The 18,192-nt window shown below is 45.2% G+C and carries 15 protein-coding genes; 5 read left to right on the plus strand and 10 right to left on the minus strand.

Annotated features, from left to right (window positions below; genetic code table 11):
- Positions 1 to 281: 281 nt before the first annotated feature.
- Genes PAT3040_RS11060 through PAT3040_RS11070 form a run of 3 tightly spaced genes read left to right on the plus strand, consistent with a single transcriptional unit; the run spans position 282 to position 3,821 of the window.
- Positions 282 to 1,244, plus strand: coding sequence for an ABC transporter permease (locus tag PAT3040_RS11060; RefSeq protein ID WP_258234937.1), 963 nt, complete (start codon positions 282 to 284; stop codon positions 1,242 to 1,244).
- Between the two features lie 19 nt (positions 1,245 to 1,263).
- Complete coding sequence (locus tag PAT3040_RS11065) at positions 1,264 to 2,154, plus strand: carbohydrate ABC transporter permease (protein ID WP_087566680.1); 891 nt, start codon at positions 1,264 to 1,266, stop codon at positions 2,152 to 2,154.
- Between the two features lie 35 nt (positions 2,155 to 2,189).
- Complete coding sequence (locus PAT3040_RS11070; protein ID WP_108992696.1) at positions 2,190 to 3,821, plus strand: extracellular solute-binding protein; 1,632 nt, start codon at positions 2,190 to 2,192, stop codon at positions 3,819 to 3,821.
- Here the strand turns inward: PAT3040_RS11070 and PAT3040_RS11075 are convergent.
- The gene (locus PAT3040_RS11075) at positions 3,818 to 6,142 is read right to left on the minus strand and encodes a helix-turn-helix domain-containing protein (RefSeq protein WP_258234938.1); all 2,325 of its coding nucleotides are present in this window, start codon (positions 6,140 to 6,142) and stop codon (positions 3,818 to 3,820) included. The genes PAT3040_RS11070 and PAT3040_RS11075 overlap by 4 nt on opposite strands.
- A 163-nt stretch (positions 6,143 to 6,305) precedes the next feature.
- Here PAT3040_RS11075 and PAT3040_RS39930 point away from each other — a divergent pair, with 163 nt between their 5' ends.
- Complete coding sequence (locus PAT3040_RS39930) at positions 6,306 to 6,638, plus strand: SGNH/GDSL hydrolase family protein (protein ID WP_108992698.1); 333 nt, start codon at positions 6,306 to 6,308, stop codon at positions 6,636 to 6,638.
- 9 nt (positions 6,639 to 6,647) lie between these two features.
- On the opposite strand, the gene PAT3040_RS11085 is transcribed toward PAT3040_RS39930, so the two are convergent.
- Complete coding sequence (locus tag PAT3040_RS11085; protein WP_181376554.1) at positions 6,648 to 7,760, minus strand: glycosyltransferase family 2 protein; 1,113 nt, start codon at positions 7,758 to 7,760, stop codon at positions 6,648 to 6,650.
- A gap of 173 nt (positions 7,761 to 7,933) precedes the next feature.
- On the opposite strand from PAT3040_RS11085, the gene PAT3040_RS11090 reads away from it, so the two are divergent.
- Entirely contained in the window at positions 7,934 to 8,827 is an 894-nt protein-coding gene (locus PAT3040_RS11090; protein WP_108992700.1) for an SP_1767 family glycosyltransferase, read from the plus strand.
- Positions 8,828 to 8,894: 67 nt separating this feature from the next.
- Here the strand turns inward: PAT3040_RS11090 and PAT3040_RS11095 are convergent, their stop codons facing one another.
- From PAT3040_RS11095 to PAT3040_RS11130, 8 genes are all read right to left on the minus strand, one after another.
- Positions 8,895 to 10,472 (minus strand): lipopolysaccharide biosynthesis protein, encoded by a 1,578-nt coding sequence (locus PAT3040_RS11095; RefSeq protein ID WP_108992701.1) that lies wholly within the window; start codon positions 10,470 to 10,472, stop codon positions 8,895 to 8,897.
- Between the two features lie 42 nt (positions 10,473 to 10,514).
- Positions 10,515 to 11,408 (minus strand): glycosyltransferase family 2 protein, encoded by an 894-nt coding sequence (locus PAT3040_RS11100; RefSeq protein ID WP_108992702.1) that lies wholly within the window; start codon positions 11,406 to 11,408, stop codon positions 10,515 to 10,517.
- Complete coding sequence (locus PAT3040_RS11105) at positions 11,377 to 12,606, minus strand: glycoside hydrolase family 88 protein (RefSeq protein ID WP_108992703.1); 1,230 nt, start codon at positions 12,604 to 12,606, stop codon at positions 11,377 to 11,379. The genes PAT3040_RS11100 and PAT3040_RS11105 overlap by 32 nt, the downstream gene beginning before the upstream one ends.
- A complete protein-coding gene (locus PAT3040_RS11110) occupies positions 12,590 to 13,783 on the minus strand; it encodes a glycosyltransferase (protein ID WP_108992704.1) in 1,194 nt (397 codons plus the stop codon). Before PAT3040_RS11110 ends, PAT3040_RS11105 begins: the two co-directional genes overlap by 17 nt.
- Positions 13,784 to 13,786: 3 nt before the next feature.
- A complete protein-coding gene (locus tag PAT3040_RS11115) occupies positions 13,787 to 14,983 on the minus strand; it encodes a glycosyltransferase (RefSeq protein WP_108992705.1) in 1,197 nt (398 codons plus the stop codon).
- 7 nt (positions 14,984 to 14,990) lie between these two features.
- Positions 14,991 to 16,148 carry a polysaccharide pyruvyl transferase family protein gene (locus PAT3040_RS11120; protein ID WP_108992706.1) on the minus strand — a complete coding sequence of 386 codons (1,158 nt, stop codon included), beginning with the start codon at positions 16,146 to 16,148 and terminating at the stop codon, positions 14,991 to 14,993.
- 4 nt (positions 16,149 to 16,152) lie between these two features.
- Entirely contained in the window at positions 16,153 to 17,202 is a 1,050-nt protein-coding gene (locus PAT3040_RS11125; RefSeq protein ID WP_108992707.1) for a glycosyltransferase, read from the minus strand.
- Positions 17,203 to 17,232: 30 nt separating this feature from the next.
- A partial coding sequence (locus tag PAT3040_RS11130; RefSeq protein ID WP_108992708.1) for a glycosyltransferase occupies positions 17,233 to 18,192 on the minus strand: 960 nt, incomplete at its 5' end.

The following is an 18,192-nucleotide window of genomic DNA, read 5'->3' on the forward strand; positions in this document are numbered from 1 at the left end:
ACAGTCCACTCCATTGCATCCGATCTTACTTCGGCATCCGCGTGTTCACAAGTTCCATTTGCATCGGATACCGTACAATATCTTAGAAAAGCGCTTTCATTTCACTAAATCTAATGAAAAGTACTCCGTTTATGAGATGTACCTTGTTCGTCCTTCTGATGCCATGTAAAAATTGAGATGCAACGCGAATCCCGAAACCGCTATAAAGCGCCATAAAGGACTTGCGGCCTCTAGTGCATCTAGTGCAAAGGCAAAAAATAAAACAGAAGGAGTTGAATGCATTGAATCAAGTAGCGCCTCTTACCAATTCTCCTATCAAGAGGCGGAGCCGCTGGGCATCGTCATTCAAAAAAGGGTGGGAGCGTTCAAAGTATCTTCATTTATTAGCACTGCCCGGGGTTCTGTTTTATTTGATTTTCAATTATGCGCCGATGTATGCCATTCTAATCGCGTTTCAAGATTTTCAGCCTATGAAAGGGGTGTGGGGCAGCACTTGGGTTGGTTTCGATCAATTCAAGACATTTTTTCAGCATATCTATTTTTGGCGGGTCATCCGCAATACCTTGCTACTCAGTCTTCTCGAATTATTGATCGTTTTTCCTCTGCAAATCTTGTTTGCAATCCTGCTTAACGAGATACGAAAAAACTTCTATAAGCGATTCGTACAGACGGTGAGCTACTTACCGCATTTTATCTCATTGCCAGCGATTATCGGGATGCTGTTCATGTTCCTTTCCCCTCAGGACGGCCCGTTTAATATGCTGCTCACAAAAGTGTTCCATATAGAACCGATCAACTTCATGGGGATATCGGAATGGTTCAGGCCGTTATACATCCTTTCCGAGATCTGGACGACGCTCGGATGGGGCGCAATCATCTACCTGGCCGCCTTGACGAACGTGAATCCGGATATGTATGAGTCCGCCTCGCTTGACGGGGCAAGCCGAGTAAAGATGATCTGGCACATTACTTTGCCTGCTATCCAGCCTACTGTCATGATCATGCTGCTGCTCCAGATTGGTAAAATGATGTCGCTAGGGGCGGACAAGGTGTTGCTCATGCAGTCTCCCCTCACATACGAAGTATCGGATGTGATCAGCACATTCGTGTACCGGCGCGGCCTTGAGTTCGGCGAATACAGCTTCGCTACGGCAGTTGGATTTTTTAACTCGCTTATTAATATCGCGCTGCTGCTGACCGCCAACTGGTTCGTTAAGAAAACGACAGACAACAGCCTATTCTAAACGTAAAGGGGGTGATTCAATGATCCGAGATCAATCGCTATCGTCTAAATTGTTGGACATCGTCGTTCATGCTGTCATGATTGTGGTTCTAATCGCAACGATATACCCCGTTCTTTATGTGCTGTCCGCGTCTCTGAGCAGCCCGACAGCTTTCAACATGGGCAAAGTATCGTTGTTCCCGGTTGATTTTACATTAAAAGCATACCTTCTCATCTGGGAAGCCCAAACCGTTCCTCACTCTTTTCTAAATTCCGTCATCTATACGACGCTGGGAACCGCCATCAGTATGCTGCTAACGACTTCGCTCGCTTACGCCCTTTCGCGAAAAAAGCTGACGCTGCGACGATTCTACATGGTGTTCATTCTAATCACGATGTTTTTCAACGGCGGAATGATTAGCAACTTCTTACTGGTGAAAAACTTGGGAATGTACGACACAATCTGGGCAATTGTTTTGCCAACGGCAGTATCGACGTATTATCTTATTATTATGAGGTCATACTTCCAAGCGGTTCCTGAAGAATTAAATGAATCCGCTTACTTGGACGGAGCCAACGATTTGGTTATTTTCTTCCGCATCACACTGCCTTTATCGATGGCGGCGTTGGTTACGATCGGTCTCTTCTATGCGGTAAACTATTGGAATGCTTGGTTCTCCTCGTTGCTTTACTTGAAAGATACGGATAAATATCCGTTGCAAATGGTTTTGAGATCGATCATCATCCGCTCCGAGCTGCTCATGCAATCGATTAAGGCGGGCGAGGTATCGGCCAACGAGATGGCTTCTACCGATATAACGTCGATAAAATACGCCACGCTGTTCGTGTCCATCGGGCCGATGATGATCCTTTATCCATTCATTCAGAAATATTTTGTCAAAGGCGTCATGATTGGTTCGTTAAAAGGTTGAACATTCATAACTCACGAAGCCTAGGGGGAGTAAACATGAAAAGAAAGTCATTTACGTTCGCGCTAACCTTGATCCTGTCTCTTTCACTTGTCGTCGGCTGTGCCAAGAACAACGACGCACCGTCAACATCGCCGTCAACATCATCGACTGCTGAAGCTACCGCATCCAATGGCAAATACGACAAGGAACTGACGATTACCGTGTCCAGAGCGATATTGGATACCTCGAATGTCATCGATGATTTGGAAGCGAAGATGCTGAAAGAGAAATTCAACCTTGTTTTCAAGGCAGAGGACTATAGCCGCAACGACTGGCCGACTAAGACGACACTTCTGTTCTCCACTGGAGACGGTCCTGAGTTCATCCCCTACTCCCGAGATCAATGGAAATCGATCGAATGGATGTCAGCGGGGTATCTACGCCCGTTTGAAATGGACGAAATCAAGGAAAAACTGCCTAACTACCTGAAAATTTGGAGCGACGAGGAATGGGATACTGTATTCAAGTCGACGCGCTTCTCCGATGGCAAGCTGTATTTCTTACCTAACAAGCGGACGATTCCAGTACAGAACGCATGGCAATATCGCAAGGATCTATTTGACAAATATGAATTGGAGTTTCCGAAAACGCCGGATGAAATGATCGAAACCCTCACAACGATTAAAGACAAAACGGGTCTAATTCCATTCGTATCGCCAGGGAATTCTTCGTCACCGCTGTGGGCTGTCAGCACGTTCTTCCAAATGTTCGGATTCCCTGACCTTCTGCTAACCTGGAACTCCTACGTGGACCCTATGACCAAACAATTCTATGCCTATCCGCTTGCTAGCGATCAAAGTCGCGACCTTCTTATATTTTTAAACAAAATGTATACGAATGGCTTACTAATGAAGGATTTCGCGACAGCTACATCCGACCAGACGAACAAACTGATTGCGCAAGGCAATCACGTCATTGCACAAACGATCAACGACCCATCCTTTATGGAAGGACAGCAAAAGACTGCCGCTCCTGACGTCAAATGGGCGTGGGTTGAAAATTTCGACCATCCGACCAATGACCCGAACAAGACAATCTACAAAAAAGAATCGTATTATTCCTTCTGGGGTCCGGCTATTAAGCAAGGTATAAGCCAGGAGAAAGTTGACCGTCTGCTTGATTACTTGAATTGGGCCATTTCGGATGAAGGGCAGCTCTGGTATACGTACGGCAAGGAAGGGGTTACGTACGAAATGAAGGAAGGTACCCCCACTTTCTTACCAACGATGAGCACGCCTACTCAGGCGGAGGGCAACAAACTGGCGAACTACGGCATCAATATCGGGGGAATCGGATTAGGCGGGTTTATTAGACCTTATAAAGACTTTGACCAAACCTTCAACAAAACGAAGTTGGAGATGAGCGAGGTCATCCCAACCAAGCCTAACTATTACGGACCAATCGAACCAATCCTCCAATTAAGCGACGCCGATCGCAAGAAACTGCTTGGGCTTGAAACGACACTGAACGGTGTGCGGGACGAATACTGGCTGAAATTCATTACGGATGCGCTCGACCCGTCCAATGACGCGGACTGGAAGAAATTCATGGACGCTGCGGACAAAGCCGGACTGGCGGAAGTTGTGAAGCTGCGTACGGATGCCTACAACAAGGCGAATAACAGCTAACCTTTCATTTCCTTAAAGGACGATGGAGATACTCCCATCGTCCTTTTGAACGCCCTCCGGAACGAATGCGTGCTATTATAACCTGCTTGCACCGCAATATTATCAATGGATAATGAACCCTGTTCTATTAATCGGCACGCAAGTGAAATGCGGAGATTTTCCAGATATGAACTGAATGTTTCCCCAGATTGCTCTTTGAAAAACTGAGACAAGTAGGACTCCGATAAATTAAAATGAGAAGCAATCGCGTATAAGTTAATGTTTGGATTCTGAAAGTGATCGTTTATATAAGCCATGATTTGATCCAGAAGATGCGTATTTCTGCTTTTCTTGTTCCGCTCGTTCGTGCGGCAAAGGTAATGGAATTGAAGAAAAATATCTCGCAGCACTTGCTCGTTGCCTGTGATGTATTGTCCGAAACTAGGATCATTCTCCTCGGCGAGAACATGCTGTCCGAGCTCTTCCTCCAGCTTAAGCTCCGTAGCCCGCAACTCGCTGTATAGATGCTGCTTCATGCTTATGGACAACGTTCGGTTCAAAAAGTTCTCATTGTACAGATGCTGCAAAATGTGACCGAGCTCTGTGGAGTTTCCCGCCTTAATGACATTCATTAGACGAATCTCCATTTCCGTCGGATAATAATATCCGGTCTGCTCTTTGGCCATTTGGGCATACCAAGCGATGGCAGTCTCATCACTGTCCGTTGCATGGCTGTTAGTGACAGCCAACTTCGCTTCTTGGTAAGAATAGTGTACATCCAGCAGATCTTCGTAGATGCTGCCAATGCCAATCATCGGTACGATCAAATACTGCTCTTTGATATTCCGGTTAATTTGACGGAATAAGTCTTGCAGATCGCTTCTAAAGGCTTCTTTTTCCGCAGCGTCAGATCGAACCAAGATGGCGAGCTCATTCTCATGCATGGTGTGAATGTAGCCTCTGTCTTGAAGATGATCATCAATGATCCCCTCAATCAACGCTCGGAGGATGCTTAGCTCTTCCAGACTCTCTGCATTGAGCATTTCGTTATTTTTATAAATATGGAGTACAACGATGACAAAACCGTTCCCTTGCGTTTTCAGACCAGCATGAACCAGCATAGCATGCATCTGTACGCGGTCCTCAAATTCGCCCTTGAACAGGCGCTCGATGAAAACGTTCTTAAGCGTATCCGCTTGTCGCTGCAGCATTTGTTGCAGCGATTGATTATTATCGATTAACCGGGTAATGCTTGTCTGCAAATAATCGACCTCATCAGGCTTCTCAGACTGCTCGGGCTTGCCGCCCGGCTGGTCGTTAGCCCAGAACGCTCTGAGGACTGCGACAATTTCTTTCCATGGTTTAGAGTGCCGATAAGCCATCCACATGGAAATGATCGTCCCGACGATGAGCGTCCCTGCTGCGACGGACAGTGCGATGGTGCGGATGTATTTGACATTGCCCATCACTTGCTCGATCGGCAAAGACACAACGTACATCCAGTTGTTGTAAGCCGAACGCGTATAGATAAAGAGATGATCTTCTCCGCCTATTTTTGCATGCAAAAATCCGTTCTGATCAGGCGCATTACGAATTTCTGCTGGAATAGGCGCGTCCGCACTTGTCGTGACAACCTCTCCTTTGTCATCCAGGATCGCGAAAGTCTGGCCGTTCGTATGATCAGCATCGTCGATTCCGACTAGTTTCAAAATATCTTTGTCCTCAACAGCGAATACAACCACGGCTTGCACCTCTTGGTTTTTGCCGATTGGAAGAGACGTCATGTAAGTGATGCTGGATTTCTCTTCGCCGTTCGTCCGTATCATCCTTGAAGGAAGTATCTCTCGAAAGTGCGGCTTACCGTACAGGAGCTCGCGCCACTCCTCGTACGACATGCCTTCGTATTGAAACTCGTCTTGATAGAATGCCTTTGATGATTCGCTCATTTGAGCTTTGGAGAACACGAGATCGCTATTTTTTAGTACAACGAAAAAAGTATTGGAGTATGCGCTGCCTGTAAGCGCTGAAGAATGAAAGTCTTTATAATAATTCCAAATATCGAAGAGCTCCGGAGAATTGCCAAGCGGCGCTCGTAGATGATATAGCCCCATCAGACGTGAATCGAAGGATAGTTTAATAGCTGCTTCGTCCATATCAGCCCATTGATTATCGAGCACATCCCGGACTTGTTCCAAAATGCTTAGCTTAGCTTCTCGGGACTGAGTCTCTACGATTTGAACCGCTTCGTAGTAGGTAAAGCTGGACAGCACGATCGGGATGATTAACATGAATAGAAAAGAAACCATGAAGCGTTTGAACACGTTGTTTTTTCGGGATTTCACATTCAAGGGAATCTGAACCACCTTATCGTTTTACAGTATTAACGTTATATTAACACACACGGAGGCGTATATGATGACTAAAAACCGCCAAAAAAAAAGGGATCGACGCCATAAACCTAGACAGCAACATGTCGGTTCAAAACATTCGTGACGATTCGCTCCATTGGCTTTCGCCTCCGATTCTTGTCGTATCGAAAATCCCATATGCAACGGAGTATTTCTATCCGGACGCTCTAAAGCTTCGGATCGAACGGCTGAACGTACAGCAATCGACAGTCAACGGCTGCAAACCGCCGGCGATGCTAACGTTCATTTTCTTGACGGAGGTGCTTTGCTCGGAGATTCACTTTATGAAGAGTGCACGGTTGACGGCGTTCATCCAAATGATCTCGGTTTTCTTCGCATTGCCGAATCACTCGAGCCCGTTATCCTCAATTTGCTAAATAGAAAAGGCGTGCTCCCTATGCACGCCTGCCTTAATCGATTGATGAGGTGAAACCGGCTATTACGAAGTCACCTTTTCTTTTTTCTTGCTAAAGTTAGAAAATGGCTTGATGGAACCAACCACAGAAGCAACAAAAATCGTTCGGCTTCGCAACCAGCTTCTGATGTATTGCCTGCGTCCTTCCTTCTCTAAAAAATCATAATCGAGCCTTCGTACTGCCTCAACAAAATCAATTCTGCATAATCTGGCGGTCGGCTCATGATTGACACAATCGATCACTTCAGGATGCTGACACATCTCCTTGATCGAAGCCAAACGTTCTTCACGGCTCAGTCCGCCCTCGAACATCTTTCGCAAGTAGGTTCTAAGAGTGTTCAATAACATCAAATTGCTTCCGACACAATGTTGGTCTCTCTCATTAATGGCAAAATATTGTTCGATGATCGACTGTTGAATCTGATAGCCGGCAACCGCATCTTGCAGCAGCTCCGGCATGTACCGGCTCGTTAATCCACCTGCTCTGTAATAATACAAGGGTTGGGATATTACAGCTACTGAACGCGCACGCAAAAACATTTCCAGGTTATAGTATAGATCGTCCCCGAAAAATCGTAGTTTGTCTAAATGTATCCCTCCGCTTGCGGCAATCTGCCTCCGGTATAACTTCCCATGCAGAAAAGCCGGGAAAGAATGTCCATGCAGAAACGAAATTACGAGTTCTGAACGGATCGTCTCCCCCCGATATAGGGTCTCAGCCTCCTGGAAATAAGAACTCTTATTCATTCGCTTAAAGAGAGCAGAACTCCCGAGCACCTTATACGTATTGCAAACGGTGATGTCCGCGTCGTGTCTGCGGGCAGTCCTCATCAGTTTCTCCAGCATCATAGGCGCCAGCCAATCGTCAGCGTCAACAAACGTTATGTATGGAGCAGACGCGCTCTCCAATCCCCTCCGCCTGGCAGCTATGCTGCCTCCCCTCGTCTGGTCGATAAGACGAATGCGCTTATCCTTTGACGCATAACGCCGGCATATTGCAAGACTGCCGTCCGTCGACCCGTCATTGACCAGAATAACCTCTAAGGATGTCTCCGATTGCCCAAGTACGGATTCCAAACATTGGCTCAACTGACTTTCGGCGTTATAAATCGGAATAATGACGCTAATCAGACTCAATGGGCTGTCACCTCTCCAGACATCACCTATGATTACAGTCCTCACTCAAAAACATCATAACATAGACTTGCGATTTTGTATCTTATAAAGCATTGATCCGTTCTTTATAATGAACTACACTATATTTGCAACATAAAAATCATATCCATCTAAAACACAAGGGAGAAAAGAAAATGAAGAAAGCCGTTATAGCCATCATTGATTTCTCATTTAAGTTAGTTAACCAATTCATTTTGAAGTTTATTTGGCCCGCTCCAAAAGTATTATCCGTAGAAAAATCGCTGTTGGCCATCATCCGCGACAAAAAAGCCGTATGTCGATTTGGCGATGGCGAGCTAATGTGTTTATTGGGGGGAGGGATCAGGTACCAGGAAGCTAATCCGCTTCTGGCAAGCAGACTCAAACAAATACTGTCCTCCAACGAAAGGCGAATTGAAATTGGTTTACCTGATGTATTTTCAACGAAGAAGTTGAGCTTGCGGACTGTCGAAAATCAGTCATTTTGGCAAGATCACTTATCCAATTACAGATTCCAATGGTATCGATCTATTAGAAGAAATCGAACCTACTTAAATACAGCAATCAGTCGGTTCTACATACCGTTTCGAGACAAAGACAAGAGTAAACAAAATAGTTTGTTATTGAAACGCATTTGGCAGGACAAATCCATCTTAATTGTAGAAGGAGAAAAAAGCCGACTGGGGGTCGGGAATGATTTATTTGACAACACAGAAAAAATAACCAGAATATTATGCCCTTCTGAAAATGCTTTTTCGAAATACGAACAGATTCTTGATACTATAAAAAAATTCGATAGAAATGTGCTTGTATTAATCGCTTTAGGCCCAACGGCTACTGTTCTCGCCTATGATCTGGGACTTGCAGGATATTCGGCAATCGATATCGGACACATTGATCTGGAGTATGAATGGATGAAGCGCGGAGCACCAAGCCAAATTAAAATAGAAGGAAAATATGTAAATGAAGTATCCAACGGTAGTGTCGTCGTTGAAAACCTGGACAAAGACAACTTATACTGGAATCAAATCTGCGCCACTATTATTTAATAGTACAGCCCTTGATCGTCCCGATGGAACGATCAAGGGCCTTTATTCCGATATCTAGCACAAAGCGCTAATTGCGATGATCGGCATTTGTCTGCAGTTCACGTTTCCTTCCGATGAAACCTCTTCCGGATCGAAGCAGCTTATGTAACAGCATGACTGCAACGCCGCGCAAATACCGGAACGGCTCTGTCCGATGGAACAATACAACGTACAACGAGTTTACAATGATCAAACAAGCCGCTATCTGCAACAGTAAAGCAGCTATCGTGTCTGCCGCCCATAATTGGCAGACGGTATAAGCGACGATCAATGCCAACAACCCCGCTCCCGTATAGGCAAAATACGTTAAGAAATAATGAAGCAGAGGTTTCCCAAACACCTTTTTGTATACCAGATAGGGCGTTGTCCAGAACGGCACCGCGATGGCGCTAAGCAACCCTCCTAAAAATATGCCCCCGAGTCCCAACTCGCGCACCAGCAGTAGACAAGCGCCAAGATTAATGGCTGCCTGCAGCAAAGGCGCGTAACGATCCTCGTGAAAGATGCCAGCCGTCGTCTTTACCGTCGTAATGGAATTGCGCATGCCCCGTTCATAAAATGCGGCGACAAGCACGGGCACGACTGCTCCCGACAACAAGAAGGAGTCTCCCAGCCATAGTCGAATGAAAGGCCCCAGCAACAAGAACATACCGATGCCGAGCATCGAATATAACCAAAAGTTCAACAGCATCGTCGCTTTGTATACCTCGTAGATTTTGTCGGCGCTCTCCTTCGCTACCAAATTGCCGACACTATGATACATATTGCTGAATATTTGATTGACGAATGTCCGGCTTATATCGATAAGCATCTTATAGTTGGCATACAGCCCTACCGCGGCAATACTGATGAAGGTTGAAATCAGAATACTCTCGACCCCGAAAATGAAATACGACCCGACATTTTGGATAAAGATCGCCTTCATATTGCGAAGGAAATTCCGTTTGGTCTCAGGATCCAGCGTATCGGCCTTGCCGAACTTCAGATAAGGATACTTTCGGTTCACGATAACCGTCAAAATGATGGAGGTCGCGATCGTAATGACCGTGTCGACCGCCAGATACAATAAATAATTTTCCGTATAATACAAAATGGCGATACGGATAACCGTCGAAATAATGGATGAAATCGAGAAAACGGCCGTAACGATATAGTTCTTCTGATTGACGTTCAGATAGGAATGCTTATAGACGAACAAATACGGAACCGCCGTATTAATAAGGAAAATGAGATAAACAAGCTCGATATGCGGCACGTCGGCTCCCTTGACGATCAGGTCGAGGAACGGCAGTACCGCAAGTCCCAGCGCCGTCACAACAAGTGCGATGATACGGTACGTATTGCGGTATAGCTTCATCAAGGCCAATATCTGCAGGCGATTCTTCTCCGCGACAGGTTTATACAAGTTGAATACGATGCTGGAGCCAATTCCCGCCTCTGCAAGCGACAACATCGCCAGAACGCTCGTAAACAAGGCATTAACGCCCAAATAGTCGATGCCCAGACTGGTAATAAATACGGTCCTTGAGACGAAGCTGAGCACCGTTATAATGAGCTGATTGGCGAGCCCGGCCGATATATTGATCAGTGTGTTTTTTGTTCTCATAACTTCATCGCGCCGGCGAGCCTTATGTTTCCAACGGTATATTTAATTCCCATAGGAAACCCCTCTAAATAGCCATCTCTTCAATTTCGTCAAGTGAATAGCGATCTTTAAGATGAACAGTGGGATTTCCAGAAATTTGGCCGCTTGATTTGTCGTATTTCTATCCTTTACCAACTCGTAGTACAGGTTGTAATTAGCCAGCCTTGCCCACCAATTGTAACGATAATGTTTGATTTGCAGCTTAAAGTAGTAGGCCGTTCCTTTAGGATTTTTAGAAAAAACATCTTTAGCATTGCGGGTCAATCCGTCTTCCAAATATTCCGAAATGTAAATAACATCGTTGAACCATCTCAATTTGTAGCCATCATAAGCCATTTTATCCCATACGGTTGCTTCCGTCATAAAATTTTCGCCCTCTATCTCGACAAACTTATATTTTCGCAATAATTGGGTATAAAACGCTTCTGCTTTATCCCCTGTAATCCCCAGTTTTTTTCGCTCAAGCGACGTCGCATCTACGTAATCCCCTGCGAAGGAAGTTCCATGCATTTGATATGGAGTCGCCCCTCGATTCCCCGACACGCCACAGAAACGACCGTTTCCTTCCAAACTTTCTTCCCATTTCACAATCTTCGCGATTGCATCCTCCGTTAAACAATCATCGGAATCGACAATAAAAAAAAGTTTGCCTCTGGCCAACTGCACCGCTTTGTTGATAGCCCTATGTTTTCCGCCGTTCTCAACCTTCAAGTAATTAATCTCAAACGAATTTTTTTCTTTTGCCCATGTCTTAAACAACGACTCAGTCTCATCCGCGGAGCCGTCGTCAATTACAAGCCACTCAAATTCTTTACAAGTTTGATCGCACAGAGATTGATATAATTTCCCAATGATATAGCCACGGTTATACGTTGGCGTAAACACTGTTATCTTCATAAATAATCTCCTTTAGTCCCTCATCCTTAACGAATTTAGACAATCGAATCGCAAACCCTTGCGTAAATGGCATGATTCCGAACAAGGTAGAATAGTGGCCAATATCTTTGGTATCTCCTTGCGAGAATTCGATAGCGCCATCCCTTCTAGTCACGCTCTTTAGATAAGTAATGCCTTTAGATACGCTGGCGCCGCATGAAACAAACAATTCCGGAATGGTGGCAGCTTTGAGCAAGAACCAGCAAAGCATTGCAGTTGCAGAAGAATCCGGTCGACTTTCACGTCTGGTAACCGTCCAATTCCAGTTTCCGTTCGGCTGTTGGCAAGCCATGATCGAGCGGGCATAATCGACCACATATTGCTGTAATTTGAGCTTATATGTATGGTTTGGCGGCAACAACTCCCAGCTGTCTATTAATCCTATTGCAAACCAGCCCATCCCTCTTCCCCAGCCATAAATGCCAAGCGGGTCCAAAGTCCGGACATCGTATGCGTGGCAGGGAATCCATTTATTTGCTTGCATGCCGTATTGAATGTAAGCACTTATCTGCTTAAATGCTAGATCAATTGCATTCGGTTTATTAAATGTCAATCCATACGAAATCAAGAAGGGACAAATAAAACCTATCGTGTCGACGTAGCGGTAATCCGCCATCCTTTTTCGATATTGAACAGTGCCGTCCGAGCCAATATGGTCTTGAATTAGATCATACATATCATCCAAAGCGGGTCGATAACTCGTTATTTCGATTGATGATGTTTTAAATAACGAATATGCAACGATAGCGGAATCCACATGTACCGGCTTTGTTCTCCACCTGCCATCCGAATGGAAGCACGAGTTCAAGAAGCGGTGTATGCCTTTACGTTCTGCATCGTCCGGCTCGCCTTCCGCCAATCCTAGCAAAAGCGCCGCATGCTGCCAGTCCTGTAGTGTAGGATTGGAGTACTGTCCCTTTAGACGATCGAGCACGGTAATGCGGGTCTGATCGGTTATTTTCATTACTGGAGTATGATGGAGCCATGTTAACCCCTTACGTCGAATTAAACGGCTCCACGCCAATGTATCTTGTTGTCTCCCAATATAAATTCTGCTCAACCATTGCCTGAACAAGGGAACTACATCCAAAAGGAGAATAACTGCACCGACCAGAAAAACTATTCCAAGCACAATACAAACACTAATTAACAAGTTCATACAACTTATGCACCTCCGATTCCGTACCCAGGTTTTCTGCAGACAAACAGCTAATGACACGGCTCCTTAAATGTTCATCCCCGATAAATCTTTCAATACCATCCGCTATCGCCTCCGGGTTCATCTCCACAATAAGGCCGTTCACTTCATGATTTATCTGATCATTAACTGTACTAAAGTTAGTTACGACTATCGGTTTATTTAATATTTTCGCTTCATCGATAGCAATAGATTTGCCTTCGAAACGCGAAGGCTGCACAACGATTTGAGCCTTTCTCAGATACGGATAGGGGTTTTCTACCACCCCGAGCAATTTAAAATGCGATTGCAATCCATAACGATCGATAAGCGTGTGATTTTCTTCGAACTCCTTTTCGGTTCCATAACCAAACACTTCCCATTCCATTACATAACCGCGATCCACCAATTGTTTGCATGCTTTGATGGCTAGATCGATTCCTTTTACATAACTTAATCTTGAAACCGTAACGATGCGCACAACGTGTTGCGCTGAACTAGAACCTGTTTCCTCCATAGACATATTTTTAATGATGGCAGGAGAAATAATATTGGAGATTATCTTAAATTTAGCGGTAAAGGGGACAAATTCATTTCTTAACGACTGCATACACTCCTCTGATACCGTAACTACATAATCAAGCTTTTCAAAATATGGCCCGTCTATTTTCGCATCCATCTTCAGACTAGAATAGTTGGTATGGACCCACCCCAGTTTTCGTTTGGCCTTCACCCGATCTATCACGTAATAAATGGGACTTTTCTCCAAAAACCCAATGGCAGCGTCATATTCGCTCTCCAACCGGCAAAACGTTCGAACAATATGTCTCCAAGCCAACTGCTCTCGCCGCGCTTCGTTTTTTTCTGTTTGCATTACAAAGTTTAAATACAATCGAACTAATAAATTTTTTATATCCCCCCTTTTCATACAATTGACAACGACTGTTTTTAAAGACATATCGAAATATTGATAATTGTGGGGGGATGGGAGTACATTTACTTCTTTCGGAATTTGTTTCAGAAAAATGCCCACAGGCTTAAATAATAGCAAGTCAACTTCATATTGCTGGTAATCGATGACCTGCAGCAAGGAAACTAATGCTTTCTCCGCTCCGCCGCATTGAAGGTGATTCATGACAAATAGCAGCTTCTTTTTCATGGATTAACCCCCTACCAGCTTATAAAGCTTATCTATCTCCTCTTCCGTCCCCAACGTCTCATTGGACAATCGAAAACAGAGCTCGTTTACTTTATCGCGGTTACCGATAAGGTCGCTAATGGCCGATGCCAGATCAATCGCATTCATTGGCGCAATTGTTCCGTTAATACCGTTTTGAATTTGATCTCTCGCAGTGCTGAAATTCGTAATAACGATCGGTTTGCACAAAATTTTCGCCTCATCTACTGCAATCGACTTCCCTTCGAATCTAGAGGGCTGAACATAAATGTCGCATTGCTCGATATATGGATATGGGTTATCCTTAAGCCCAAGCAATATCATTTGACCTTCTACATTGTGTTTGCGGATCGTTTTCCTTAACTGTTCCCTTTCCTCCCCTTCGCCGATAATAAACCAGCGTACAGCTTTGCCGTAAGCAATTAATCTGGCACATGCTTCAACAGCAATATCGAAACCCTTCTGAGGGTGAAGCCTGCCGATTGAAAGGAGGATACACTCGCCTGCTTTCCGATTATAGAGATCATTGTTCGTTATCCGGCTTAATTTTTTAATAAGCTTTGGAGATACGATATTGTGTATGGTGCTGATCTTATGAACTTGCTCAGGAAACCTTTTTTTCAGCACGTGCTCACATTCCTTGGATACTGTTACGATTTCGTCCAGCTGTTTGAAATATTTCCCGTCAAAACCAACATCCATCCCAAGCTTGTCGTAATCGTTATGAATCCAACCGATTTTTTTGACAGCATCAACTTTGTCGATACAATAATAGATGGAAGTTTTCTCAAGAAAACCGATGGCCGCATCGTATTTGGTCTGCAGTTTATCCATGGACATGGATAAATATTGCCAGGCAGACTGTTCGGTAACAGCCGAACCCTTTCTGTACTGATTTCTAAGAGAAAATAAAATACGATTAAATAAAAGCCTGAACTTGGAAGCGTTGAACAGAATCTTAAGAGAATCGATGAATGGTTGAGTAAAAGCCAAATAATCGTCTCGGTGCTTGAGCACATTTACTTCCTCCGGCAATGCTTTCATAAAAATCCCATCGTGTTTAAATAAAAATAAGTCCACATCATATTTTTCGTAATCAATCTGTGAAAGCAACGTCACCAAACTTCTTTCCCCTCCGCCCGCTCCAAGACCAGGCATTATAAACAACAGCTTCTTTTTCATATACACCTCACGCTAAAGCCGATAAATAATAAACAGCTTTAGAAGACATCGCTTGAATGTTTGGAATAGCATTATGCAGCTGCTTTTTGATTACTGTTTCCTCAGAAACCATTTCCCTGAACGATGTTATTAATTTGTTGGAATCCGATATATCTTGAATGCCCAATACCAATTTTTCTTCGCCAAATAAATCTTTGGCAATTCCCTTAGACTTCACACTATACCCAAGCACCATCGTTGGCACGCAATTGGAATATGCGGCTATCGTGGCATGGGTTCTCGCCCCGATAAAGAAGCGCATTCGAGCTATATATCCTTTATATTGAATCGCATTCAAATGATCTGGTAGAAGCAGTATTCTTCCTGAATCTTTGTAATGCTCATAAAATTGTTGAAGCACGGCGTAGTCATTGTTACTCTCCTGAATGACATGCGGTGTTAAAGCGATAGTCATATCTGTCGTATCCAGAATATGTTGAATAAGGTCGTCTACAGCTTGCCGCGAATGTTGATTCCTCTTCCAAACAAGGGGGCTGAAATTGATTCCGATCGTATTCCCGTCCTGCCATCCGCTCGGCAGCTCAAGTTCTTCCTTCTCCATCGTAAAAGCCGGGTCCGCGCACTGTTTAACATTGCTCAAACCTTTTTCAGTCAACATATTGTAGGTTAACGATTCTCTGGCCAATATCAGATCGAATCTTTTCAAATCTTCCAATTTGGCAGACGACATGTCTTCCTCGCCGATGGAGCAGCCCCACAGCACAAGCTTTTTTCCTTCTTTTTTAACCCTTCGATTTACCTCGTACCAACCTGGTTGCTCGCCATAACAATAGTTGTCTCCGCCTATCGACAAACAAACGTCCATTTGCGGGATATGTTTAATAATGTTGTTATGGATCCGTCCCTGGGCAAAGGACTCATCTCGGAAAATTTTATAATGTATAGAAGAGACGAACCAATCGTAGGAATATTTCATAAGCGGACGAGATGAGCCGTCATATACCCCATCAAGCTTAGGGATAATTTGATCGGTTGAAGGATTGTCGGATACCAAATAAATTTCAGATCCGCGAATCGATTGTTTAATAATAGAAGCTGAGGAACGGACAATGGCCTCGCAGCCTCGATTCATTGAACCTCCATGTGCAAACATCATTATTTTCATACGTTTATCCCCCCATAGTCTTTTGATTTCGTAATCTGCTGTACGCAGTTACGCCGTATAAACCTAATGCCGATTTCAATCTTATTAGCAATAAAAAAACATGTTCGTACCTGCCATTTTTTAAACGGGCAGCGGGTGGATAATTCGCTAGAGCTTGCTGAAGGACGGAGTGATGAATCATCTTTCGGACGTAAGCAATTTTTTGATAAAAGTGAACCGGGTTAGATGGTTCATAATAGTGATGGATCAAGGAGATACACGAACGAATAAACTTTTTGGCTCGAAGTGATTGGATATCCACATGATGTAAGGCTGTTTTAAAATTGTCAGGAAGCGGCTCGACGTAAGTTTGAAGGGCGCGGTCAAAATAGTGCCCTTGTTCCTTATTTTTTCGAGTTGCGCTGCCTGCCGTTTCTCTGTAGTAATAGCCTGCATATTCAACGTAACAAGCATTATCTATTGCGCAAAGAGCCCTCATGTTAAACAAACCATCTTCGCCCAAAGCAATTCCTTTTGGAAAGGCGATCTGGCCTGTACGGATAACTTCATTGCGGTAAATTTTATTCCAAACCGAATTTAAACGGTCCGATTCCAAAAAAACGGGAAGGATCTCTTTACATATGTAACCTTTGTCCAGAAGCTTGCCCGCAGGGAAATTAGAGCGTTCTTGAATGACTCGCCCATCCATTTCTCCCAAATAATCGGAAAAGACTACATCGCACTCGAAACGCCTAGCGGCTTGATATAACGTTTCGTACATATCCGCCTTTACCCAATCATCCGCGTCCACGAACCCGATGTATTCGCCGCTCGCTGCCTCCAGGCCGGCATTCCGGGCCGTGCTGACGCCCCCGTTCTCTTGATTGATCAGCCGAATGCGCTGATCCTCTCTTTGATACCGCTCGACAATCGCCTGGCTGCCGTCGCGCGAGCCGTCATTGACGAAGATGAACTCGCATTCCCGCAGCGTCTGCGATATCAACGATTGCACGCATTCCGCCAAATATTTCTCCGCATTATAAACAGGGATGATGACGCTCACCTTGATAGCCATTCCTTCACTTCCTTTCCATCGATGCCGCACCTAGATGATCATCTCGTACAGCTTTTCGAGCTCTTCGCGATTCCGATAATCCTGCTGCTCCAGACAACGTGCCAACGCCGCGCGTTTCTCTTGATCCGCGTACAGCTCCGCAATCGCATCCGCCAATCCTTCGGCGTTGCATTCGCAGATCCATCCCGTCTTGCCGTCGACAACCTGGCTTGATGCGGTAGGATAATTCGTAATGAGGACCGGCTTGTGCAAAATTTGCGCCTCCGTCACCGTAACGGCTTTCCCTTCGTATCGCGACGGCTGCACGTACAGATCGCAAGCTTTCATAAACGGATACGGATTGAGTTGTTTCCCCAGCAGCTCGAAGCTGCCTTCCAATCCGCATTCGTTGATCAGCTCCCGAAGCTCCGGTTCGGACCCGCCGTAACCAACGACGCGCCATGAAATATCGGTAAAACCCCGCTCATGAAGCAGCTTGAGCGCCCGGATCGCCATGTCGAACCCTTTTACATATGAGAGACGCCCGACAGATACGATGGCGAAACCGTCACTCCGCAATTCGTTGGAGACAGATTGCCGCTCCGCCATCTCTCGGATGAAATCCGGGGAAGTAATATTTTCGATCAGCTTGATTTTCTCTCGCAGACGAGGATAGCTGAGAAGAAACGATTCGGTGCAAGCCTCCGAGATCGAGACAATGTCGTCGAAACGGCTCCAGACGGCTTCGTCCATGTCACGATCCATATCAAGCTGGCTGAAGTCGGTATGAATCCAGGCGACCTTGTTTCTCGCGCGTACCCTCGTCGCGACGTAGTCGTGAGGCCAGGCGTAGCTGACGGCGAGATCGTACTCCTGCTCCAATCCTCTGTGTACGGCGGCAAACCATCTGGAATCGTATTGCATCTGTATGTATCCCGGTCCTTCGGCGGGGCGCAGCCTTCGCGCGCGCACATTGGCTGCGACTTTGGCGGCGCCGCGAACGAAGGCGGC

The sequence above is a fragment of the Paenibacillus agaridevorans genome (assembly GCF_003112455.1).
Taxonomy (GTDB): domain Bacteria; phylum Bacillota; class Bacilli; order Paenibacillales; family Paenibacillaceae; genus Pristimantibacillus; species Pristimantibacillus agaridevorans.